The 23,036-nt window shown below is 65.1% G+C and carries 20 protein-coding genes; 9 read left to right on the top strand and 11 right to left on the bottom strand.

From position 1 onward, the window contains the following. Positions 1-161: 161 nt before the first annotated feature. The 3 genes from ftsA to murC all read right to left on the bottom strand — a co-directional run bounded on the left by ftsA (position 162) and on the right by murC (position 4,117). Positions 162-1,385, bottom strand: coding sequence for a cell division protein FtsA (gene ftsA / locus AC5IJH_RS05250; RefSeq protein ID WP_491901754.1), 1,224 nt, complete (start codon positions 1,383-1,385; stop codon positions 162-164). Continuing rightward, positions 1,382-2,617, bottom strand: a complete 1,236-nt coding sequence (locus AC5IJH_RS05245; protein WP_491901753.1) for a cell division protein FtsQ/DivIB — start codon at positions 2,615-2,617, stop codon at positions 1,382-1,384. Before AC5IJH_RS05245 ends, ftsA begins: the two co-directional genes overlap by 4 nt. A gap of 90 nt (positions 2,618-2,707) precedes the next feature. Continuing rightward, a complete protein-coding gene (gene murC / locus AC5IJH_RS05240) occupies positions 2,708-4,117 on the bottom strand; it encodes a UDP-N-acetylmuramate--L-alanine ligase (RefSeq protein ID WP_491901752.1) in 1,410 nt (469 codons plus the stop codon). Positions 4,118-4,325: 208 nt separating this feature from the next. On the opposite strand from murC, the gene AC5IJH_RS05235 reads away from it, so the two are divergent. The 3 genes from AC5IJH_RS05235 to AC5IJH_RS05225 all read left to right on the top strand — a co-directional run bounded on the left by AC5IJH_RS05235 (position 4,326) and on the right by AC5IJH_RS05225 (position 7,185). After that, the gene (locus tag AC5IJH_RS05235; RefSeq protein WP_491901751.1) at positions 4,326-5,003 is read left to right on the top strand and encodes a hypothetical protein; all 678 of its coding nucleotides are present in this window, start codon (positions 4,326-4,328) and stop codon (positions 5,001-5,003) included. A 173-nt stretch (positions 5,004-5,176) separates the two neighbouring features. Further along, the gene (locus AC5IJH_RS05230; RefSeq protein WP_491901750.1) at positions 5,177-6,760 is read left to right on the top strand and encodes a hypothetical protein; all 1,584 of its coding nucleotides are present in this window, start codon (positions 5,177-5,179) and stop codon (positions 6,758-6,760) included. Further along, positions 6,757-7,185 (top strand): hypothetical protein, encoded by a 429-nt coding sequence (locus AC5IJH_RS05225; protein WP_491901749.1) that lies wholly within the window; start codon positions 6,757-6,759, stop codon positions 7,183-7,185. The genes AC5IJH_RS05230 and AC5IJH_RS05225 overlap by 4 nt, the downstream gene beginning before the upstream one ends. Here the strand turns inward: AC5IJH_RS05225 and murG are convergent. After that, positions 7,145-8,269, bottom strand: a complete 1,125-nt coding sequence (gene murG / locus AC5IJH_RS05220) for an undecaprenyldiphospho-muramoylpentapeptide beta-N-acetylglucosaminyltransferase (protein WP_491901748.1) — start codon at positions 8,267-8,269, stop codon at positions 7,145-7,147. The two genes, AC5IJH_RS05225 and murG, sit on opposite strands and share 41 nt — an antisense overlap. 474 nt (positions 8,270-8,743) lie before the next feature. On the opposite strand from murG, the gene AC5IJH_RS05215 reads away from it, so the two are divergent. From AC5IJH_RS05215 to AC5IJH_RS05200, 4 genes are all read left to right on the top strand, one after another. Further along, a complete protein-coding gene (locus AC5IJH_RS05215; RefSeq protein ID WP_491901747.1) occupies positions 8,744-10,162 on the top strand; it encodes a hypothetical protein in 1,419 nt (472 codons plus the stop codon). 162 nt (positions 10,163-10,324) lie between these two features. Next, complete coding sequence (locus tag AC5IJH_RS05210; RefSeq protein ID WP_491901746.1) at positions 10,325-10,705, top strand: BlaI/MecI/CopY family transcriptional regulator; 381 nt, start codon at positions 10,325-10,327, stop codon at positions 10,703-10,705. Between the two features lie 3 nt (positions 10,706-10,708). Next, positions 10,709-12,031 carry a M56 family metallopeptidase gene (locus AC5IJH_RS05205; RefSeq protein ID WP_491901745.1) on the top strand — a complete coding sequence of 441 codons (1,323 nt, stop codon included), beginning with the start codon at positions 10,709-10,711 and terminating at the stop codon, positions 12,029-12,031. 99 nt (positions 12,032-12,130) lie between these two features. Beyond that, a complete protein-coding gene (locus tag AC5IJH_RS05200; RefSeq protein WP_491901744.1) occupies positions 12,131-12,427 on the top strand; it encodes a hypothetical protein in 297 nt (98 codons plus the stop codon). A gap of 15 nt (positions 12,428-12,442) precedes the next feature. On the opposite strand, the gene AC5IJH_RS05195 is transcribed toward AC5IJH_RS05200, so the two are convergent. The 3 genes from AC5IJH_RS05195 to murD all read right to left on the bottom strand — a co-directional run bounded on the left by AC5IJH_RS05195 (position 12,443) and on the right by murD (position 15,607). Continuing rightward, positions 12,443-12,973, bottom strand: a complete 531-nt coding sequence (locus AC5IJH_RS05195; RefSeq protein ID WP_491901743.1) for a hypothetical protein — start codon at positions 12,971-12,973, stop codon at positions 12,443-12,445. A gap of 115 nt (positions 12,974-13,088) precedes the next feature. Further along, positions 13,089-14,180, bottom strand: coding sequence for a putative lipid II flippase FtsW (ftsW, locus tag AC5IJH_RS05190; RefSeq protein WP_491901742.1), 1,092 nt, complete (start codon positions 14,178-14,180; stop codon positions 13,089-13,091). A gap of 38 nt (positions 14,181-14,218) precedes the next feature. Further along, positions 14,219-15,607, bottom strand: a complete 1,389-nt coding sequence (murD, locus tag AC5IJH_RS05185) for a UDP-N-acetylmuramoyl-L-alanine--D-glutamate ligase (RefSeq protein WP_491901741.1) — start codon at positions 15,605-15,607, stop codon at positions 14,219-14,221. A 116-nt stretch (positions 15,608-15,723) separates the two neighbouring features. Here murD and AC5IJH_RS05180 point away from each other — a divergent pair, with 116 nt between their 5' ends. Next, positions 15,724-15,975 carry an AbrB/MazE/SpoVT family DNA-binding domain-containing protein gene (locus tag AC5IJH_RS05180; RefSeq protein WP_491901740.1) on the top strand — a complete coding sequence of 84 codons (252 nt, stop codon included), beginning with the start codon at positions 15,724-15,726 and terminating at the stop codon, positions 15,973-15,975. Next, on the top strand, positions 15,972-16,370 hold the full coding sequence (locus AC5IJH_RS05175; RefSeq protein ID WP_491901739.1) for a type II toxin-antitoxin system VapC family toxin: 399 nt from the start codon (positions 15,972-15,974) through the stop codon (positions 16,368-16,370). Before AC5IJH_RS05180 ends, AC5IJH_RS05175 begins: the two co-directional genes overlap by 4 nt. A gap of 7 nt (positions 16,371-16,377) precedes the next feature. Here AC5IJH_RS05175 and mraY read toward each other — a convergent pair whose 3' ends face one another. The 4 genes from mraY to AC5IJH_RS05155 all read right to left on the bottom strand — a co-directional run bounded on the left by mraY (position 16,378) and on the right by AC5IJH_RS05155 (position 23,028). Continuing rightward, entirely contained in the window at positions 16,378-17,511 is a 1,134-nt protein-coding gene (gene mraY / locus AC5IJH_RS05170; protein WP_491901738.1) for a phospho-N-acetylmuramoyl-pentapeptide-transferase, read from the bottom strand. A gap of 108 nt (positions 17,512-17,619) precedes the next feature. Then, the gene (locus AC5IJH_RS05165) at positions 17,620-19,074 is read right to left on the bottom strand and encodes a UDP-N-acetylmuramoyl-tripeptide--D-alanyl-D-alanine ligase (RefSeq protein ID WP_491901737.1); all 1,455 of its coding nucleotides are present in this window, start codon (positions 19,072-19,074) and stop codon (positions 17,620-17,622) included. Next, positions 19,071-20,585: a UDP-N-acetylmuramoyl-L-alanyl-D-glutamate--2,6-diaminopimelate ligase gene (locus tag AC5IJH_RS05160; protein WP_491901736.1), complete on the bottom strand. Its 1,515-nt coding sequence runs from the start codon at positions 20,583-20,585 to the stop codon at positions 19,071-19,073. The genes AC5IJH_RS05165 and AC5IJH_RS05160 overlap by 4 nt, the downstream gene beginning before the upstream one ends. A gap of 100 nt (positions 20,586-20,685) precedes the next feature. Next, positions 20,686-23,028: a penicillin-binding transpeptidase domain-containing protein gene (locus tag AC5IJH_RS05155; RefSeq protein ID WP_491901735.1), complete on the bottom strand. Its 2,343-nt coding sequence runs from the start codon at positions 23,026-23,028 to the stop codon at positions 20,686-20,688. Between the last annotated feature and the right edge of the window lie 8 nt (positions 23,029-23,036).

The raw sequence follows: 23,036 nt of genomic DNA, 5'->3' as shown, positions 1-23,036 counted from the left end.
CTTTTTCTCCACAGGGCGAGTGAAGCGAGGGATCAGGGTTCAGCACACGCTGTCAGCGTGCCACCTCAGTCGATCCATGACGCCGGGTTAGCTCTCGCAGCACAGAGCAGCCACGTCCCGCTGTTTTCCCATCGTTGATCCCTGATCCCTGATCCCTACTCCTACAAGCTTCCTGCAAAGATGGCGCGCAGCTTCGAGCGCAGGCTGTGATCCTCCGCGGCCTTGAGGACGCGCGTGCGGTGCGTATAGAGCAGCATGCCAGTGGCTGCGGCGTACTCCGGCTGCACCAGTTCCTCGGGCATGCGCGACAGCGCCGCCGGATAGCCAATGCGGGCAGGCACACGTAGCAGGCTCTCCGCACAATCCATCAGCCCGGTCAGCCGCGCGCCGCCGCCGGTCAGGATGCAGCCAGCGCCCAGCGCTTCGAGCACACCACCGCTGCGCAGGTTTTCCCGCAACAAGCGGAAGAGCTCGCGTCCGCGCGGCTCCAGAATTTCGGCGATCTGCCGTTGCGGCACACTGCGCGGCCCGTGGCCGGGGGTCCCGCTGATCTCGACCTCTGCCGAAGAGGGGATCGCGGTCACGACGCAGTTGCCATAGTGCTGCTTCAGGAAGTCCGCTTCTTCGACACACACATGCAGGCCGACCGCGATGTCGTTGGTGAAGTGGTCGCCACCGATCGGGATCACTGCTGTGTGCGCGACGGCGCCCTCGAAGAACACAACCAGTTCGGTGGAGCCGGCGCCGATGTCGATCAGGCAGACGCCGAGCTCGCGCTCATCCGCGGAGACTGTCGCCTCCGCCGCCGCCACACCTTCAAAGATCGTGTCGGTGACTTCGAGGCCTGCTTTGTTCGCGCAGGTCACCAGGCTCTGCGCGGCGCTCGCGGAGCAGGTTGCCAGGTGCAGGTTCACCTCGAGCCTGTTGCCGATCATGCCCACCGGGTCGTGAATGCCGGGCTGCTCATCGAGGATGAACTGCTGCGGCAGCAGGTGTACGACCTCACGCTCTGCCGGCAGCGACACAGCGCGCGCACGGTCGACGGCAGAGCGCACATCCTCGCGGGTGATCTCCCGCATGCGCGTGCCCAGGCTGATGCCACCGCGGCTGTTCACCCCGCGGACGTGTGGACCGCCGATGCCGAGCACGCAATGCGCGAGGATCGCGTTCGCGTTCTGCTCCGCCATATCCGCCGCCTGGATGATCGAGCGCGCCGCAGGTGTCAGCTCGGCCACCAGCCCTTTGCGCACGCCGCGCGCCGGCGCAGAGCCATGACCGCGGTAGCGCAACGCGCCATCCACGACCTCAGCGACCACCACGCGCACCCGCGAGCTGCCGACGTCCAGCACCGTGATCAGACCATCGTTGCGTTCGGGTGCGTTCATCGGCCGGGCCCTTTATTTCCCTGTACTTTGCTGAATGGTGCTCTGGTCAACTGTGCCTTGCTTGCCTGTGCCTTCACCGATCCCTTGGCGACGTGCTGCGTCGGCTCATGCCCACTGGCCGGCTGCGGCTTGTGCTTCGCTACGATGGCGGCGTGATGCAGAGCGGCTGGCCGCGCACCTGCTTTTTTAGTTACCGGCGGTGTGGCATGTGCTGTTTCGGCATGTTCTGCCATCGGCGCGGGCGCTTCTACCGGCTCCTTCGCCATTTCAAGCACGGTCTGCCGCTGGTAGCGCAGGTCCACCCCGGCGAGCCGCGGATACTGCTGACGCCAGCCCGGCAGCTTGTGCTCGAGCGTCTGCCACCTCCGGACGAAATCGTCACTGCCGAAGTGCACTAATAAATCCGAGCCGGCCGAGGGCAGCAGGACGCGCACATCTTCGGGATCGGAGATGTCGACTTCGCTGATCTGCCCCACGACCGGATCCGCCGTCGAGGCGAGCGCGCCCATGAAGTCGCTATACAGTTGCATGCGGCTGACTCGATCCTCCGCATTCACCGCTGCGCTCACGCCGGTGACCACCGGGAACGAGTAGTGCTTGGCCGCCATCATCGCCGGCGGCATATCGAGCAGCACACCGCGCCGATCGACTAATCCAATGTGATTGCTTGCTCGGACGAAGGCCACGGGCACGCGCTCGACCACCGCGACCCGAAGCTGGTTCGGCAGCAGGCGCATGACGGTCGCGTGTTCGACCCAGGGCAGCTCTTCGAGCTCCACCCGGCGGGCGGCCAACGGGACATGAAAGAGGTTGCGGCCGATGTCTCCACCGAAGACGGAGAGCAGCTCGGGCCGCGTGACCTGGCTGTTGCCCACCACCTGGATGGAGGACGCGCTGTCGATGCGGAAGCGCGCGTCGGTCATGAAGAAGGAGTGCACGGCCAGGGATGCGACGACCAGCAACGCGAGGGTGAGCACCACGCCGCCGATGACCAGCACACGGCCCAGTCGGCCGGCCGGCAGCAGGCTGCGTTTGGCCGCGACACGGCGTCGCGTGCGCAGGGCGGGGAGGTCGTCGTCGGAGTCCTGCTCCGGACCAACGACCGCCGCCTCAGGATAAGAGGAGAGGGAGCGCGGACGGGTGACAGCGTGCGGACGAAAGACCTCATCGGAGGTCTCGTCGTCGGCCAGCGCAGCACCGGCGCGGCTGAATTGTCGTTCTAGTTTCGCCACGCCCGAGCCAGGTCGTGAGAATCGCCTTGCGTCACTATACCCGAGGGAGTGCGCCTGCCACGCGGATTGTGCAACCCAGTATCCGGCGAGCTACAGGGGTGCGCGTAAGCTGGCAACCGAGGCTGCCTCCAGCGCTTCGAGCACCTGCGGGCCGATCTGCGAAACGCTGCCGGCCCCGAGCGTGAGGATCAGGTCGCCGGACTCAGCGCGCGCGTTCACCGCGGCAATGGCCGCAGCCGGCGCGCCGGCGTAGTGCACCGCCGCTGCCCCGGATCCATCCTTCCCGATGCGAGCCGCGAGCGCCTGCGCATCGATGCCGGCGATCGGCGCCTCGCTTGCGGCATAGATGTCCAGCAGCTCGACCGAGTCCGCCTGGTCGAAGGCTGTGGCGAACTCATCCATCAGGTCGCGGGTGCGGGTGTAGCGATGCGGCTGGAATATGACGTGCACCTGACGGTAGCCGCACTCGCGCGCGGCGGCCAGCGTGGCGCGGATCTCGGTCGGATGGTGGCCGTAGTCATCGACCACCGTGATGCCGCGCACCGATCCCTTCACCTGGAAGCGGCGGTCGACGCCGCGAAACTCGGCGAGCGCTGCGGCGATTACTGCCGGCGCGAGCTCGAGCTGCGTGCCGATGGCCACCGCGGCGGTCGCGTTGAGCACGTTGTGCCGTCCGGGCACATGCAGGTCGAAGGCGCCCAGCACCTGCCCGGCAGCCACCACCTCGAACCGTGACCGCACGCCATCGACGGCGGGCAGCATGCGGCAGACGAAGTCCGCGCCCGCATGGAAGCCGTACGTATAGACGCGCCGGCGCACGCGGGGCAGCACCTGCCCGAGCAGTGGATCGTCGGCACACGCGGTGATCGCTCCGTAGAACGGCACCCGGTCCATAAAGGTGACGAAGGCCTCTTCCACATCGGACATGTCGCGATAGCAGTCCATGTGCTCGCGATCGAGGTTGGTGACGACGGCAAGAATCGGCGAAAGCTTCAGGAACGAGCGGTCGCTCTCGTCCGCCTCGGCGACCAGGTACTGCGATTTGCCCAGCCGCGCGTTCGACCCCATCGCATCGATGCGGCCGCCGACCACGATCGTCGGGTCCAGGCCGCCGCCGGCCAGAACCGCGGCAATCATAGACGTGGTCGTCGTCTTGCCGTGCATGCCCGCGACAGCGATCCCGTACTTCAGCCGCATCAATTCGGCCAGCATCTCGGCGCGCTGGATCACCGGCACCTTGCTCGACCGCGCCTCGACGACCTCGGGATTGCTCTCGCTGACCGCCGAGCTGACCACGACGACGGCGGCACCGACCACATTGGCGGCGGCGTGGCCCTCAAAGACGGTCGCGCCAAGCAGGGCCAGCCGGTCGGTAACCGCTGAATGCCGCAGGTCGGAGCCCGAAACGGGATAGCCCAGGTTCAGCAGGATCTCGGCAATGCCGCTCATCCCGATCCCGCCAATCCCAATGAAATGAATACGCTGCGCTTTAGCAAACATGAGGGTGTGGTCCCAGCTACTCTAATCGAGTTCGGGTCTGGACGTCGGGGGACCGGCAGCAACGCCTGCCAACTGCGATTCATCTCCGCGCAACTTCCGCCGCGGGCCGGGGTCCGAGGAACTGGGGCATCCGGCCCTAACCACCGGGCGACCCCGACCACCAGACTTCCGCGGTTAGCAGCACGGCATCGGAGTCTCAGGGGGAATCATGAAGCGACTTTTCGGATGGCTGCTCGCGCTCAGCGTGGCGGCCCTGCCACTGGCCCTGACCACGCCCGCGGAGGGGCAGGTCTCGGTCGGCATCGGTGTGGGCGAGCCTGGCTACTACGAGCCGGCTCCTGACTACTACGACGCGTATGACTACGGTCCAGCGCCGGTCTGCCCCTACGGCTACTACTCGTACTACCCGTATGCCTGCGCACCGTACGGCTTCTACGGACCGAGCTGGTTCCTCGGCGGCCTCTTCATCGGCGCCGGCCCCTGGTACCACGGCTACTGGGGACATGGGTATCGCGGCGGCTACTACGGTCGGGGCTATGGCTACCGCAGCGGTTACGGATACGGCCGCGGTTATGGCTACGGACATGAGGGATACGGGCGCGGCGGCTACGGACGTGAAGGGTACGGCCGCGGCTATGGACCCGGCAGCTATGGCGGGGGACCGGTCGGTCACCCCTACAACGGATTCCGCGGCGGCAACGGGGGCGGCTACCGGGGTGGTGGCATCCGGAACGGCGGCGGCTACGGTGGTGGCGGATTCCATGGCGGCGGTGCTGGCGGCTTCCACGGTGGTGGCGGTGGCGGCGGTTTCCACGGCGGCGGTGGTGGTGGGTTCCACGGCGGCGGTGGTGGCGGAGGGTTCCACGGCGGCGGCGGACACCGCTAAACACTCTCGTGTGGATAAGCAAGAGGCCGGCAGCGCACAAGCTGCCGGCCTCTCTGCGTTTGCGTTAGTGAGCATTCACTCTGCTGCCCTGTATGGCAGAGAACCTTCCAGGACTAGACTGAGCGTCATCCGATCGTGCAGATCAACGGATGGGTCAGTTTTTGCTCACAGATATGGGTCTCAAGTCCCTCCTCGTCACACTCAGCGTCTCGGTTGCGGCGACCGTGGCTCTGCCGCAGACCGCGAAGGTCCCACCACTGGAGGCGAAGCTCTCTCGCTCCCTCGATGCGCGTGCACTGAAGGCTGGCGATGAGTTGCTGTTCACCGCCAACGCCGACTGGTCCAGCGGAACGTGTCATCTGGCCAGCGGAGCGGCGATCCACGCCACTATCGTCGCCGTTCAGACCGGCCCTGGCGCGAAGCACGAGCAGATCGCGTTGACCTTCTGGAACCCCTGCGACACCAGCGGCGGATCGAAGCTCTTCTGGCTGGCGCTGCTGGGACCGGAGGACGCGGCGCTCAAGGGTGTCCAGGAGCGATCCACTGTCGTGCAGGCCTTTCGCTCGCCTACCTTCGGCGAAGGAGGCAGTACGAGTTCCGGGACGAGCAAGACCGGTGATTCGACCCTCTCGGGACGCGACAGTCCGAATTTTCCGCTGTTCTCCGGCTCCAGCGAAGCGGCACCGGAACCGCGGCCGCAATTCATCCGCCCCGGGCAAGTCTGGCACCTGCCTCACCTGACGTTACAGCCTGCAGGTGGCCCGGCGGAGAGCACGAAGCTCTCGTCCACATCAGGCCGGCTGCGCTTACCCGCCGGGTCTGTCTTCGTGCTCGTTGGGGATCCCCGTGTCGAACGGCGAACGTTGTCGAACCCGGTGAGTAGCCCCTTGGCAAAGGTAGCCCGCCCAGCCGTTCCAGCACTGGCTGTCTGCCATTCCCCAGCCTGCTCACTCGCCGCGTTCGGCGAGCAGCGCTCGGCGCGACCGACCCTGACGCTGACTTTGGCGGATACCGGCTATAAACCGCTCGCCAAGGCAGAGTTAACGCAGCTCAACTACGACGCTGCACTCTCGTTCCTCAGTGAGAATCAGCTCCTGCTGGTCTTCCATTCGAGAGCCCTGATGCAACGCGACCTCCGCGACCAACCTGAGGACCACCCCCACATGGTGAGCGCCGTGGTGTTCGATCTGCCGAATGGCGAGATCCACCAAAGGCAGAGCTTCCGCGTGCAAGACGACAAGCAGTTTCTCTGGCCTCTCCCGGACGGCCGTGTGCTCCTGCACGTCGAGAACTCGCTGCGCTGGCTTGGTGCGAATCTTCACGAAGAGCGCGTGCTCCCGCTCCATGGGCCTCTCGCATTTCTCCGTCTCTCCCCGGACGGCTCTCACTATGCGGTCGGTGTCACGGAGGAGATGCACCAGGCGGCCGAACACCAGGCGCTGTCGGCAAGCGACGCGAGCGGGCCGGAAGAGCGCGTTCGGGTCCGCATTCTGGACAGCGGCCTGTCCGTCATCGACGAAGAGGTGGCAAGCTCGCGATTACTGCCGCCGACCCTGGTGAACGACGGCACCATCCAGATACGGCACCTACCCAGTGGCGAGTTCTATCTTCAGCATCAGAGCTGGCACCGGGAGTCCCACCGCGAATTCGCACGGGTCGCCTCGACGTGCATCCCGCACCTTGAAAGCGCCGCTCCGGATCTGCTGGCGCTCGAAACATGCACTCGCTCGGCCTCGACCGACCGTTCATTATCATGAGCAGCAATGGCGTACCCGTCCTCAGCGGAAGTACGCACGCCAGGCAGTTCACTCCGCTGTTGGGGGACGTGGTCGCGAAGCGCTACTTTCCCCTTGCGGTCGTCGAAGGTGGTCCCAACCTCGTTCGTGATTCGCAATTCCACGTCGAGGATCTTGCCCGAGAAACCCTCTCGTTTTTCGACACAAGCGATGGCCACCTTGCAATGAGGGTGCCGATGCACGCTCCACTGCCGCTCCATCAGCCGTTTGCGGTCTCGCCCAGCGGAGCACTCCTGGCAGTCATGGATGGCGATCGCATCGCCGTCTATGCCGCGTCGCAGCTTGTGCCAGCGCAGGCTGGACCAACTCTCCAGGCGGGTGCCGAAGACGGAGCGCACGCAGGCGTCAGCGAGAAGAGCCAGCCAGCCGCAGTGCCATCGCCGTAATGCGAGCCAGCGCATCGGGCCGCGCGAGCGTGCGCGCCCGCTCGCCCATCTGCTGCAAGCGCTGTGAATCCTCGAGCAGCGACGTCAGCTCGCGCAGCAGCCGGTCGTCCTTCAGCTCCGACTCAGGCACCAGCACCGCCGCGCCAGCCTCCGCGAAAACCTCGGCATTCTTGTGTTGGTGATTGTCCGCTGCGAACGGAAACGGTACCAGCACAGAAGGCTTTCCGGCCGCAGCCAGCTCCGCGACCGAACTGCCGCTCCGGCACAGGATCAGATCCGCTGCTGCGAACCGGGCCGGCATGTCGTCGAGGAAGGCGCGCACCTGCCAGCGTGCCGGGTCGGCGCCGCTGGCCACGTATTCGGCCATGGTGCTCTCCGCGTGCTTCGCGCCGGCCTGGTGCAGGATGGTGAGCGCCGGCACCGCTTCGAGCAGCGCGCGTGCCACGCGCGGCATCGCCTGGTTCAGCGCACGCGCCCCGAGACTTCCACCGAAGACGAGCAGATGACGCGTGCCGTCCGGCGCGCGCGGCGGTAGCGCGAAGAACGCCTCACGCACCGGGACGCCCGTGACCTCTGCATTGCGAAAGAAGCGGGTCGCGGCGGAAAAGTTCACGGCTGCCGCATTCACCCGCTTGCCCACGAGTCGATTGGCGAGGCCGGGGGCAGCATTCGGCTCATACACCATGCTCGGAATCCGCAGCAGCAGTGCAGCCAGCATGGCCGGCCCGGAGGCGTAGCCACCCACGCCAATGACGACCTGTGGCTTGTAACTGCGGAGGAGCGCAATGCAGCGCAACACACCGCGTGGCACATCGAAGGCGGTGCGCAGGCGGGTAGCCATGCTGACATTCTTAAGCTGCCCCGCCTCGACCAGCTCGAGTGCAAAGCCGGCCTCCGGCACCAGCTTGGTTTCGAGGCCGCGCGCCGTGCCCACAAAGCGCACCTCTGCTCCGTGCTGATCGCGCAGCGCACGCGCAATCGCGAGCCCCGGAATGACATGGCCGCCCGTGCCGCCGCCGGCGATCAGGACGCGCACGGCCGCGGGGCTGGAAAGCTGCTCTGGATTCTGATGGTTGGTCTGCACGGGCCTCGATCTCTCCGCCATGTTGGCAAGGAGAACGCGTGAGGAACAATACCCACTTCGGTTCCGCCGGTCGGTGCCCTTGCGTGGCACGGGCCGGGAGGTCTCGGGCGCCGTCGTATGCCTGGAGAAGGTCGCCGCACCGATCGAAGTGCCGCGGCGTAGTCACGCGCTTCCACTTCGCGCAGGTAATTCAATTGAATTACCACTTCTCCTTTGACGATCTCGTTACCGTGTCGCACTCTGGCCCTTGCATACCGCAGGGCCCTGAAGATCCCCTCTCTTCCCATCGCTCATCCGGATTGTTCCCTATCCGCACCGGTGCTTCCCTCCCGGTGAGTGCTGGCGTACCCAAGCAAATGAACTGAACCGGGCCGCACTCCTCCTCCCGACCCGCCCCTTGCATCTGCGACGAACCTGCGTCTCTGCGGGCTCTTCGTCATACGTCACCTCTCAGGATTCGGAAGGAGCTTGATTATGAATCGCCGATATTGGCTGATTGCCTCGGCACTTATTCTGGCGTTGCTGGCCAACGTCAGGGCTGTGGCCCAGATCTCAGGGGCCATCTATACGACGAATGCGAGCGGGTCGCTCGTCAACGGCAACATCTACGCGCAGCTCACGGACGTTTACCTGAATGGCGGCCCCCAGAACGGCAATCCAAATGGACTGCCGACGGGAACCTACTACTTCGAAGTGACCGACCCGAGCAAGGGCACGCTGCTCTCGACCGATCCCGCGGTCTGCCGCGAGGTTTACGTGAACAACGGCATCTTCGCCGCCTATACCCCGGAGTCGACCTGCCCAAACGTCCACGCTACTGCTGGCCCCACTGCCAATGGCAGCATCACCGTGCAGCTCTACCCCTACTCGATCACGACGAATGCCGGCGGCGAGTACAAGGTGACCCTGATCCAGAAGTCTGCCGGGGATGTCAGCGTCGGCGCGGATGGCATCAGCATCGGATACTCCGATAAGGATGCGAAAACCGACAACTTCAAGGTCAAGTGCCCAAGTGCAGGGTGCGGAACTCCGACAGGTAATCCACCGCCGCCCCTTGTTGGGTGGAAGTTCTACGACGCGAATGCGGATGGCGTGTGGCAGAGTAACGAGCCCGGCATCTCAGGTTGGCGGATCAACGCAACCGATCTAGACACTTCGCTGACGTTCCACACCTATACCAACGCAGGCGGGCAATACACGATCCAGGACGCGAGCAGCGCCTATCTGCTCCAGGAAATCCTCCCTGCAACAAACTGGCGCGTGACTGCCTGCTACGTGTGGAGCGGCGACCAGTACACCGTGGACCCGGCGCTCTCGTGCGACACGAGCCTGCTCACGGCGATGATTCCTGCCGGCAGCAATGGCGCGGTGTTCGGCAACATCTGCCTGGGCAGCACCCCCGGAGCGTTCACTCTGGGATATTGGGCCAACAACGGTTACAGAACGTATCTCTCCGGAAATAAGTGGTCCGGCTGGAGCGGGCTCGACAACTTCGCCCTCTGGCAGAGTGCGAACGGCCTCTACACGCCTGCCGCAAGCCCGATCAGTTCGTATCTGCTCGGTGCGAACGCAAACAACATGGCGAACATGCTCTCCGCCCAGATGATCACCATGTACTTCAACATCAACATCGCCCACTTCAATTCGAGTTTGCTGGTCTACGCCGCGGGAACGCCGGGTGCGAACTCGCTCGGATACGTGTCCATCGACCAGCTCATGGCTGACGGCGCGGCTCTTCTCAAGACAGCCAACGGTGTTCCCGTGTTCTCGAGCAATCAACTGAGCCTGAGGAACAAGATGCAAGTGATTGAGACCGCAATCGACCAGGCAAACAATGGCAAGAACATCGTGCAGCCCGGTCCCGCATCCTGCCCGTTCTCCACGCCTTACTAGGACCCTTCATGCACTCAGGGGCGTCCAGCCATGGACGCCCCTCTTTCTTGCAAACGGCAATTGTTCCGCGATCGGTAGATTTGCCGTCCACTCTCCTAAAACCTTAGTTGACAGCGCGCCACTTCGGGGCATACTGTCCTAATTCGTTAGGAGACGCAGGCTATGGGCGAACGCGAACCAACCCGGCTGACCCGCCTGGAGCTGCAGATCATGCAGGTGATCTGGAAGCTGGGCTCGGGCAGCGTTGCGGATGTGCAGGGCCAGATGACGCAGCCGCTGGCCTACACCACCGTGCAGACGATGCTCAACATCCTGGTGCGCAAGGGAAAGCTGAAGCGCAAGCTGCGCGGCCGGGCCTACCTGTACAGCGCAGCCGTCACGGAGTCGCGCGCCCGGCGGCACGCCGTCCGCGACCTGGTCGATCGTGTCTTCGGCGGCTCGGCAGAGGCGCTGCTGATGAACCTGATCGAGAGCCGCGATATCGATCCCGAGCGTCTGGCCGAACTAACGCGGCGTCTTGGCCGCGAGGACACGGAGGAGTGACTCATGATGTCTGCCATTGCACTCTCCTGGCTCGCCTACCTGCTGAACGCGCTGTGGCAGGTGCCTCTGGTGTTTCTCGCCGCACTGCTGGTGGCGCGGCTCGTTCGGCCGCTTGGAGCGCAGCCGGAGCACCGCGTCTGGGTTGCGGCACTTGTGGCAGAGGTCGTGCTGCCGGCGGTCCAGGTCCGCGCCTTTTCCTGGCTGCACTGGCCCATACCCGCGGGTAGCAGCGCAGGTCTGGTCAGCGTGACGTTCAGTCCTGCCGTGATCGCGGGCGCACGGAGTCAGATCGGCGAGGCTGCATTCGTGGCCGTTGTTGCGCTCCATGCCGGCTGGCTGCTCTACGCGGCACTCCGGCTGCTCTGGGGCCTGTGGCGTGTCCGCGCACTGGCCCGGGAGGCACACCCGTTGCACCTCACCGCAGAGACAGCGATCGCATGGGAGCAGGCCTGTTCGCAGACGCCTCCGCAGCAGAGGCCAGCGCTTGCGACTTCGCCGCACGTCGTCGGACCTCTCACACTCGGCATGCGCCGGCCCATGCTGCTGGTTCCCGAGGGCTTTGCCGAGACGCTCTCCCACACCGACCTGCAGGCGACCTTCGCTCACGAGCTGGCGCATTGCGCCCGCGCAGATGTTGCGAAGCACCTGCTGTACAGCGTGCTCGCGCTGCCGCTCGGCTGGCATCCGGCACTTCGCGCTACCAGCCGTCAGATTGCCGCAACCCGGGAGCTGGTGTGTGACGGGATCGCTGCTCCGGCTGCTGGCGGCCGCAAGCCCTACGCCCGCTCGCTGCTGCGGATCGCCGCAGCTCTCGGCGGACCACACCCGGTCGCCGGGCTACCGGCCATCGGCTTTTTAGAACCCCGTAGTTTCGAAAGGAGAATCATGTCTCTCGCTCAGCCCGCCTCAACCATCGGTCGCGCACGCCGCATCGCGGCAGTCGCGACTGCCGTACTCGCCGCAGTTCTCACCTGTTCGTCCGCAGTGGCGCTGCGGCTCGAACCGCCCGCCGCCTCAGGCATGCGGAGCGCTCAACCTGTGCAGGTGCCCGCTGGCGACATGGCGGGCATGAGAATTGCCGGCGAAAACCCGACCTACCCCGCCGAGGCCAGGCAGAAGAAAATCCAGGGCAAAGTGACGCTTGCACTGGTCATCAATGAGCAGGGGGATCCGGAAGACATCCATGTCGTGAGCAGCCCCAGCGATCTGTTGACCGAGAGCGCGATCACGGCAGTGCGCACCTGGCGCTGGAAGCCGTACACGGTGGACGAAAAGCCCGTCCCTGTGGAGACCACGGTCAACGTCATCTACAACCTCGCCGGCTGATTTGCGCTGCGAAGAACCAGCAGCCCACAGAAAACGAAGTCCGGCTCCCGCTCATCGACTCCTTCAGGGGGCGGCGCAACCCGCCTCTTTGGAGGAACGATGGCGTCGAAACAGGAGCTGATCGACTTTCTGGATCGGAAAGTCTTCGATCCCATACTGAAGGCGTCCGCCGATCGATACAGCGGCAGGCAGCGCGACGACCTCGAGTATGTGCAGGACAAGACCCGCACCGAGCGAGACCGCTACCACCACTACGGCAGTGCCGACGAGATCGTCCGCATGTACAAGGACGATCTGCACTCGAGCCATGCCCGGTCAGTGAACGATCGATTGAAGGCGCTGGGTCTGCCGCGGCTGGAAGATGTGCGCGAGGAGTTCGAGAAGAAGGCTGCCTAGTCTGGCGCTTGCGAGCTACTCGGGTTCGCTCGCGAGGACGTGCCGTACCTCGGCTGCAAACTTCGCCTCGTGCGCTGCAACCAGGTGCTGAAAGACGAATCGGAAGCGGCTATAGCGATCGATCTCTGGCGACAGCAGCAGTCCGGCGGCACTGTCCAGCCGCTGGTCATCATTATTGAGCGCGTCATACGCGGCAAAGCGCTGCTCGACGTCTGCGATGAACAGCTTCTGCTGTGCGCGGCTGAGGCTCGAGTCAGCGAATAGCGCATAGGTCTCGATAAAGAAATCGTCGAGCAGCGCATCGCGATCTGTGCGCACCTCGGCGAGCGTGCGCTGTACCAGCGTGCGCACCACGTACATGCCGTAGATCCACCATTCGAGCACCGCGCCCGGCGCCAGCGGACTGCCCTTCAACGCGGCGGGGTGTTCGCGGGCCGGCTCATGCAGCAGGGCACGCAACGCGTCCAGGTTGTGGGCAGCGGCGGTCGAGGCGGCCAGCCGCTGCGCTACCTTGTCCGTCTTGCCCGAGAAGAATCCGCGTCTCACCCTGATGCCCTTCTGTCGCCGTCGAGGTTACCGAGGTTGCCGTTTTCAGCATCGCCCGAAGCGGGGCCGAGCGCCGTCCCCCATTCGCACAGAGGGCTGCCTCTTTCGGGGCAGGCTAGTCTGTTTCGCGGGAGAGGTTCAGCAGCACACCGATGCTCGCCAGCGTGAAAAACAGCGACGTGCCACCGTAAGAGATGAACGGCAGCGTGATGCCCTTGGTCGGCACCAGCGCGAGCACCACACTGATATTGAAGAAGGCCTGGATCAGAATCGTCGCCGTGATGCCGAAGGCGAGGAAGCGCGCGAATGGGTCCTTCGACAGCGACGCAGTGCGTAGCCCGCGGTAGCCGAGCACGATGAACAGCGACAGGATCACGACTGCGCCGAGCAGTCCTAGCTCCTCCGCCACATTCGCGAAGATGAAGTCGGTGTGCGGCTCTGGCAGGTAGAAGAGCTTCTGCCGGCCCTCCATGTAGCCTAGGCCGCGCAGCCCGCCCGTGCCCACCGCGATCAGCGACTGAATAGTGTGGAAGCCCGAACCCTGCGGATCCTTCCAGGGATTCAGGAAGGCCAGCATGCGGGCGCGACGCCAGCTCACACGGAACAGCATCCAGTACAGCACCGGAGCAGCCGCCATCGCCGCATACGCGAAGTACTTCTTCTCCATGCCGGCCAGGTAGAGCATGAGCGCCGTCACAAATGCGCAGACCATTGCGGTGCCGAGGTCCGGCTCCTTCAGGATGAGCGCGATGAAGAGCAGGCTGGGGATCGCGGCGGGCAGCAGCGTGTTGCGCCAGTCCTCGATCTGCTGCATGCGGTCCTGCAGAAACCACGCGAGGAAGAGCACCAGCGTGGGTTTCGCAATTTCCGACGGCTGGAACGAGAACATGCCGAACTTGATCCAGCGGTGCGTGTTGTGCGAGTCGCGCATCAGGAACGCGCCGAGCAAACAGAGCACCGTGATGGCGACGGCAGGAAAGACGATATTGGGCCGGTTGTAGCGCCGATAGTCGACGTGCATCAGCAGCGTCATGCTGATCAGGCCGAAGACGGCCCATGCCGCCTGCCGCAGCACGAAGGTGTACGGCGAACCGAAGCGTTCCTTCGCCATTACGGCCGAGGCGCTGAACACCATCGCCAGCCCGAACAGCACCAGCAACAACGTGACGCAGAACAGCCACTTATCGACGCCGACGCGCTTTGCCATTTAGTTCTCCCGCGCCATCTGCGATGCCCTGCCCTGCTTCATGCCGAGACGTGCTTTCCTTCCGCTGCCTTCTGCTTCGCGACCAGCTCCTTGAAGACGCGGCCGCGCTGTTCATAGTTTTCAAATTGATCGAAGCTGGAGCAGGCAGGCGCGAGCAGGACGACATCGCCGGCCTCTGCTGCATCATGCGCCCGCGCCACCGCGGTGGGAAGTGTCTCGGCATGGACCACCTCGACCGATCCGGCAAGGTGCGCTTCGATCTTCTCCGCCGCCGCACCGATCGTGTAAACGCGCTTCACGCGCTGCTGCAGCAGGGGCCGTAGGGTGGTGTAGTCGGACTTCTTGTCCTTGCCACCGAGGATTAGGTGGACGCCGCCCGGAAACGACTCCAGCGCCTTCATCGTGGAGTCCACATTGGTCGCCTTCGAGTCGTTGTAATAGTCGACCCCGGCCACCGTGTCCACGAACTCCAGCCGATGCTCAACCGCATGGAACCCGCGGATGGCATGGGCGATCGCCCCGGCTTCGACGCCGGCAAGCCGCGCCGCGCACACCGCCGCCAGCACGTTCTCTACATTGTGCGCGCCCTTGAGCGGAACCTCCGCAACAGGCAGGATGGGTTCGAGCGCCGCTGTCTCGTTCGCTCGGAACACGACGATGCCCTGGTGCACGCACGCGCCCTGCCGCACCAGCTTCGTCCGGCTGAACCAATACACGCGCGATGCGGCGCGACTGGCCGCCTGCTGCACGCGAGGGTCGTCGCCGTTGAGCACCAGGGCGTCGTCCGATGTCTGCCGCGCGAAGATGCGCTCCTTCGCACGCGCATAGTTCTCAAACGAGCCGTGACGATCGAGGTGATCGGGCGTCAGGTTCAGCAGCACGGCGATCTTCGGGCGGAAGGTGTCGACCGTCTCGAGTTGGAAGCTGGACAACTCAAGCACAGTCCACGCGCCAGCATGGTTATCGGGCTGGTCGATCAATTCGACTGCAGGCAGTCCGATGTTGCCGCCCACCAGAGTCGTCAGGCCGCCAGCTTTCAGGATCTCGCCCGCGAGCGTCGTCGTCGTCGTCTTGCCATTCGAGCCTGTGATGGCCAGCATCTCGGTCTTCAGGAACCGCGCCGCGAGCTCGATCTCGCCGATGATCGGGATCTGGAAGGTGCGCGCCTCGTCCAGCTCTGGTGAGTTGGGCGTCACGCCCGGCGAGAGCACGATCAGGTCCTGCCGGCGGAAGGTCGCGTGGCCATGGCCACCCGCCTCGACGTTCACACCCGCGTCGAGAAGCGCGGGGATGTGCCGCGAAAGCTCTTCCGGGCTGCGCAGGTCAGAGACAGTGACCTGCGCTCCTCGCCGACGCAAAAACAGTGCTGCCGCCAGCCCGGACACACCGAGCCCGACCACGAGGACCTTTTTGCCCTTGAGTTCCACAGTGGTGAGCTTATCGGAAGTGCACCATCCGGTGTGTGGAAAGCGCGATCGGGGAGAAGAGATCCAGTAGTAATGTGAGACTGCATTACACTGAACCTGAGCAAGGGAGGCACACGATGACTCGACTGACAGTGACCGCGCGAGGCCAGGTGACCTTCCGCAAAGATATTCTCAAGCACCTTGGCATACGGCCAGGGGACAGGATTGCCCTCGAGCTGCTCCCCGGCGGTCGAGCAGAGCTGCTGGCAGACCCTGCCGTCGGGAGCATCGGCGATTTTGTCGGAGTGCTCGCCGGCAAGCGGAAGAAGGTCGCCACACTCGATGAGTTAGACCGTGCAGCTCAGGGAGGCTGGACGGAACGGCCTTGAAAATTGCAGTCGATACCAACGTGCTCGTTCGCGCCGCAGTGAAGGACGATCCGCGGCAGGCGCGGGCCGCGGCGAAGGTGCTCTCGAGCGCGTCGGTGATCGCCGTCGCCATACCATGCCTCTGTGAGTTCGTCTGGGTGTTGCAGAAGGTATACGGATTCGACACGACGGACATCTCGACTGCCATCCGCGCTCTGCTGGCTGCAACAAACGTACACACCGACCGCGCGGCAGCGGAAGCTGGTCTCACCGCGCTCGCGGGCGGAGGCGACTTCGCCGATGGCGTCATCGCGCATGAGGGTCGCATGTTGGGGGGCGAGGTCTTCGTCTCCTTCGACAAAGCCGCAGTCAGCCTGATGAAGGCGCAGACGCTCGCTGCGCAACTTCTGCGTTAGGCGTGCGCTAGCGCAGCTTGAGCGTCGTCAGCGCGAACAGCGCAAACACCAGCGCGGCGATCCAGAACCGCGCGATCACCTTCGACTCCGACCAGCCCATCAATTCGAAGTGGTGGTGCAGCGGCGCCATCTTGAAGATGCGCTTCTTGCGCAGCTTGTAGCTGCCCACCTGCAGCATGACCGAGAGCGCCTCCAGCACGAAGATGCCGCCGATGAATGGCAGCAGCAGCTCCTGCTTGATGATCACCGCGACGGTGCCGATCGCCCCGCCCAGCGCGAGCGAGCCGACGTCACCCATGAAGACCTCGGCCGGGTGCGCGTTGTACCAGAGGAAGCCGATGCTTGCGCCGACCATTGCCCCGCAGAAGATCGTCACCTCACCGGCGAGCGGCATGCGCTGCAGTTCGAGATAGTCCGCGAAGACCACGTGGCCACTGACGTACGTCAGCACAGTGAGCGCGCCCGCCGCGATGATCGTGCAGCCGATGGCGAGTCCGTCGAGTCCATCCGTCAGGTTGACCGCGTTGCTTGAACCCACGATGACCAGGATCGTGAACAGCACGAACGGCAGAAAGCTCAGGTAGTAGAGGTGTGGCGCGTGCTGCATTGAGCTGACGACCAGGTCCGGCCGGAAGCGCTTCAGGAACGGCACTACCAGCCGCGTCGAGTAGTTCCCCTGCGTCTCGAGATAGACGAGCGCGGCGCCGATCAGGGTGCTGACTGCGATCTGCAGTCCCAGCTTTGCGCGACCTGTCAGCCCCAGGTTCCGCTTGTGCGCGACCTTGATGTAGTCATCAGCAAAGCCGATCGCGCCGAACGACAGCATGGAGAGCATCGCCATCCAGATCAGCGGGTCCGACAGGTCTGCCCACAGCAAAGTCGGCAGCAGCACAGAGATGGCGATCAGCACGCCACCCATGGTGGGTGTGCCGGCCTTCTTCTGGTGCGCCTGCGGCCCCTCTTCGCGGATGTACTGGCCAATCTGAAACTCGCGGAGCTTCTGGATGACGTACGGGCCGACGACCAGCGCGATCAGCAGCGCGGTCAGCGTGGCGAATGCCGTACGGAACGTGAGGTAGCGGAAAATCCGGAAGGGCCGGAAGTACGGGAACAGTTTTTGATAGAGCAGCCAGTAAAGCAAACGACCTCCGCACCGCCTCCCGTGTGTGCGCGCGCAGCAATGCCCGGCTTCGGGTGGATGCGGTTAGTGTACCGGCGCGGCCGCGCAGCGCTGGTTAGCTCGGCTGGTTCACACCGCTGCTTCGCGCTCCTTGAGAATTGCGAGGGCCTGCTCCAGCCGCACCCCGCGGGACGCCTTCAGCAACACCGCATCGCCCGGTTCGAGGTTCTGCGCCAGCCACTCCCCGGCAAGCTGCGGCGTCTCGAGAAAGATCGCGCGGACCGGGTGAACGCCGTCGCCGACCGTCTCTGCACCGGCAACGATCTCCCGCCCGCAGCCTCGGACGCCGATCACGATGTCGATGCCAGCAGCGGCAGCCGCTTCACCGCACTCGCGGTGCAGTTGCGTGCCGCGGCGTCCCAGCTCGAGCATCTCGCCCGCTACCAGGATCCGCCGCTTCGCGGGCACTGCGGCCAGCGTACGGATCATCGCCTGCAGCGCCTCGGGGTTGGAGTTGTAGCTGTCGTTGATCAGTGTGGCGCCGCGCCAGGTCACCAACTCGCCGCGCCGATCCTCCGGCTTCAGCGTCGCCACTGCTGCCACACACTGCGCCAGCGGAATGCCCGACTCGAGCCCCACCGCGATCGCCACCAGCGCGTTCAGCACGTTGTGCTGACCCATCAACGCGGTCTCGACGGTCGCCGCCTGCTCCACGCTGCCCGTATCGGCGACCGCATGCACCACAACGCGGAAGCGCGACCCATCGACACCGCGCTCTTCGACCTGCTCGGCCCGCACATCTGCCACAGCGGCTGTGCCGTAGTAGCGTGCGCGGCCGGGGAAGTTGCGCCCGAACTGCGACACATACGCATCGTCGGCATTGAGGAAAGCGATGCCACGCTCCCTAGCGGAAAGAGACAGCCCCTCGACCAACTCGTACTTCGCGCGCGCGACGCCAGCAATGCCATCTGAAAAATTCTCTGCGTGCGCGTTGCCGACGTTCGTCACCACGCCCCAGTCCGGCTCCGCGATGCGACAGAGCGTCGCGATCTCGCCTGCCGCGGACATCCCCATCTCGACCACCGCGACCTCATCCTCCGGTTCCAGCTTCAGCAACTGAAGCGGCAGGCCGAAGTGATTGTTCAGGTTTCCCTTCGAGCGGAGTACACGGAAGTGCGACGCCAGCACGGTGGCGATCGCCTCCTTGGTGGAGGTCTTCCCTGCCGAGCCAGTCACCGCGATCACGCGCCCGCCCCAATAACGCCGTACCGCCGCGGCCAGCGTTTGCAGGGCGACCAGCGAGTCGTCGACCACGATCAGCGGTTGCGCCTTCACCTCTGGCGGCAGGTCATTCAGTTGCGTCCGATGCACCACAGCGGCCGATGCTCCCGAGTGCACAGCGTCCGCGACGAAGTCGTGTGCGTCAAAGCGCTCACCACGAATCGCGAAGAAGAGGTCCCCCGGCGCGAGCGTGCGCGTGTCGATGGAATAGCCGGTCGCCTGAATGCTTGAGCCGGCCAAGCCGGGCGGGAGGATGAGTTGTGCGCCGGTCCACTGCGCGATTTGTGCCAGCCCCAGTTTCATTCGCCTGCTCTCTCCTGCTCGAGCGCGGTGCGCGCCACCGCCACATCGTCGAACGCCAGCACAGCGCGTCCGATCGTTTGCGTCTTTTCGTGTCCCTTGCCTGCAATCACCACAATGTCCCCAGCACGGGCCTCGCGGATGCCCATCCGGATCGCGATCGCGCGATCAGGCTCCACGTGCACGGCGGCACCCAGTCCCGCCGTTCCGGGAAGAATCTCGTCCAGGATGGCGCGCGGATCTTCAGATCGCGGATTGTCCGACGTCAGGATCACGATGTCGGCTGCTTCCGCCGCGGCACGCCCCATCCTGGGGCGCTTGGTGCGGTCGCGATCGCCGCCGCAGCCGAACACCACCAGCACCCGGCCACCTTGCGGCGCGACCAGCGATCGCGCAAGTGCGAGCACGTTGCGCAGCGCATCATCCGTATGCGCATAGTCGACCACAACAGTGAACGGCTGGCCCGCATCGACGGCCTCGAATCGTCCCGGCACGGGCGCAAGCTTCGGCGCAGCAGCGGCGATCTGCTCGAGCGTGACACCGCGCTCGAGCGCAGCCCCAAGCGATGCCAGCAGGTTCAGCACATTGACGCGACCGGTCAGCGACACATCGAGCGTCGTCTCGCCCGCAGGCGTCACCGCGATGAAGCTCATCCCGCCCGGCCGCATGCGCACATCACGCGCATGCAGATCGCCGCGATCGACGCCGTAGGTAAGGATGCGTGAGCCCGCGGCCTGCGCGGCTTCTGCCAGCACCGCCTCGACCGGGTCCTCTGCATTCAGCATGGCGACGCGGGGCGCAGGCGCCTGTGAGCCATCGAACAGCTTCTGCTTCGCCGCAAGATACGCCTCCATCGTGCCGTGGTAATCGAGGTGATCCTGCGTCAAGTTTGTGAAGATCGCAACGTCGTACGGTATGCCCCAGACGCGCCCCTGGTCGAGCGCATGCGAGGACACTTCCATCACCGCATCTGTGACACCTCGCTCGACACCCTCCGCAAGCAGTGCAAGCAGATCGCGCGACTCCGGCGTGGTGTGCGGGGCGGGGCGAACCTCACCTGCGAGCCGGTATTCGATCGTGCCGACCAGCGCCGTGGTCCGTCCCGCAGCGCGCAGCCACTGCTCCAGCAGAAACGCCGTCGTGGTCTTGCCGTTGGTGCCGGTCACACCACAGAGCTTCACTTGTTGCTCGGGATGTCCAAAGATTGATGCCGCGATCGTGGCCAGCGCCCGCCGTCCATGCGGCACTTCGATGACGGCGGCGTCGAGCGGGCCGTTGCTGGCGGCGTCGTACGCAGCAGCAGAGTCGGTCACCACCGCGACCGCACCGCGCGCTACTGCCTGCTCTATGTAGCGATTGCCGTCCGTCGTCTCGCCGCGCATGGCGACAAACAGAGAACCGGGCACGACACGGCGGGAGTCGTACTCGACGCTCGTGATCTCAGAATCGCCGCCCATGCGGCGCAGCACCTGCACGTTACGGAGAGCAGCAGAAAGGGAGAGCGGGCGCGGCATGCTCGGCCATCTTACGGCAAGGTTCGCAGGTGCAGCCGTACCCAGAAAGGCTCACAGAGAAGGCTCGCGATCGCCATCGCCGAAGCCTTGTGTGATCGCGTCAGCGTGCGAAGCGCACAACGATCTCCGTGCCAATCGGGACGAGCGTGCCTGCTGCGGGGGCCTGCTCACGTGCCAAGCCGTTGCCCAGCAACTGCACGGCGAGTCCCGCCGTGCCGGCTCGCTCGACCACCTGTCGCACTGTCGCTCCCTCGAACGATGGCACGGACACACGGTGCTTCGCATCCGTGATCAACGTGCTGCCGTCGGCGCCTGCGCTGGCGTTCGCATTGTCGGTCCTGGGCGGCTCGGCCACATGCGGCATCGCTTCCGCGGGCGCCTGCACATCGTGCAACTCACCGGGCGCGGTCCTGCTGGTCGGCGGCGCCATCGTCGGAGGCGGCGCAACTGCAGCTACCGTCGAAACGCCGTGCTCGTCGCCATCGGACGACACAGCCGCTGGCTGCGTGCCGTCTGCATGGCGAAGCGGATCGTCCGCTGGAAGGTTGTTCACCTCTGCGAACAGAGCCTGCAGATCGCCGGAGTCCGCTTCCGTGCCGGAGTCGGCGAGGTCCTGCGGCGGGATGGGCGCCGCCGGCTTGTCCGCCATGGGCTGGTCATGCGGCACGCCCAGGTACTCGAGCACCTGCTGCGCCACTTCCTTGAACACCGGCGCGGACGCAGCAGCACCGTGATAGTCGCCCGCCTTGGGGTCGTCGATGATCACGGCCACGCTGATCGCCGGATTGTTCGCCGGCGCGAAGCCGGCGAAGGATGCGATGTGCTTGGTGTGCGAATAGGTGTGCGTCAGCGGATCGATCTTCTGCGCCGTGCCCGTCTTGCCGGCAGCGGAGTAGCCGTTCAGCGCTGCGCTGCGGCCCGTGCCGTTCAGCACGATGCCCTGCATCATCCTCCGCATCTTTGCGGAGGTGAGTGGCGTGATCACGCGGTGCGCCCCGGTGGGCAGCGAGGCCGGCAACTCCGGCACAGGGTGGAACGGCATCGCGTGCATGCCCTCGCCGGCATGCATCTGCTGCGAGCTCTCGAGCAGGATGCTCGGGGGCATGTACGTGCCACCGTTACCAATAGCCGAGACCATCGAGACCAGCTGCACTGGCGTGACACCGATCTCATGCCCGATCGCGAGCGACGCGATGCTGGTAGAGCCCCAGCGCCTGGGCGGACGCAGCAGCCCGCGCGTCTCGCTGGGCAGTTGAATGCCGCTGCGGCTGCCGAAGCCGTAGCCAGTGATGTAGGAGTAGAGGCGGTCCGGGCCGACCTTGAGCGCCAGCTTCACGGCAGCCACGTCGCTCGACCGTTCCAGTGCGCGAGCCACCGTGACAACGCCCATGCCTTTGTCCGACGCATCATCGTGGATGGTGCGGCCAAACAGAGTGATCTGCCCACCCTGGCAATCGACCAGGTCCGTCGGCTGCACGCCGGCTGCATCGAGCGCAGCCGAGTACACCACCAGCTTGAACGTCGAGCCCGGCTCGTAGACGTCGCTAATCGCGTGATTGCGCAGCAGCGTCGTCGTCGCGTGGCGGAAGTCGTTGGGGTTGTAGGTGGGCCGCATCGCCAGTGCGAGAATCTGCCCGGTGTGCGTGTCCTGCACGACCACGGTGCCGTTCAGCGCCTTGGTCCGGTCCATTGCATGGTCAAGCGCACGCTCGGCCATGAACTGAATGTTCTCGTCGATGGAGAGCATCAGGCTGTCGCCCGGCTCCGGCTCACGCGCTTCGCTGCCCAGCACGTGGCGCTTCGCGTCCAGCGCCGTCAGCATGTGGCCCGGCGTGCCGTGCAGGTCGGCATCGAAGCGACGCTCGAGGCCACCCAGGCCGTTGTCGTCGGTGCCCACATACCCGAGCACCTGCGCCGCCAGCGCATCGTTCGGGTAAAAGCGCTTGAACTCCTTCTGGAAGTAGACGCCCTTCAGGTTGAGGGCCTTGACGCGCGCAATCGTTGCCGGATCCAGCTTGCGGGCGATCCACGCGAAGTTCTTCGACGCATGAAAGCGCGCATCGATCTGGTGAGCCGTGGTGAAGCCATCCGTCGGATCGGCGTGCACGACGCGCGACAGCGCTGCCGCGGTCGCATCCTTGTCCTGGATCTCGTTCGGCACGCCGTAGACGGAATCGACCAGCACCGTCATCGCCAGCTCGCGCAGGTTGCGGTCGTAGAGCATGCCGCGCCGCGGCGCCACCTCAAAGGTGCGCTGCTGCTGACGCGTCGCCAGGTCCACGTAGTCGGCATGCGTGGCCACCTGCAGCCACGTGAGCCGGCCCAGGATCACCAGCGCCCACACACCGAACAATATGGCGGCAAACACGAAACGCAGCCGTCGCGGGGCGGCGACGACTGCGCGTGTGGTCTGCTGCTTGGGTTGAAACGAGAACCCTTCCACCGGACTCC

This window comes from Candidatus Dedyshia acidiphila, from assembly GCF_051025295.1.
GTDB lineage: Bacteria > Acidobacteriota > Terriglobia > Terriglobales > Acidobacteriaceae > KBS-83.
This window is presented reverse-complemented; position numbering and strand designations above follow the sequence as displayed.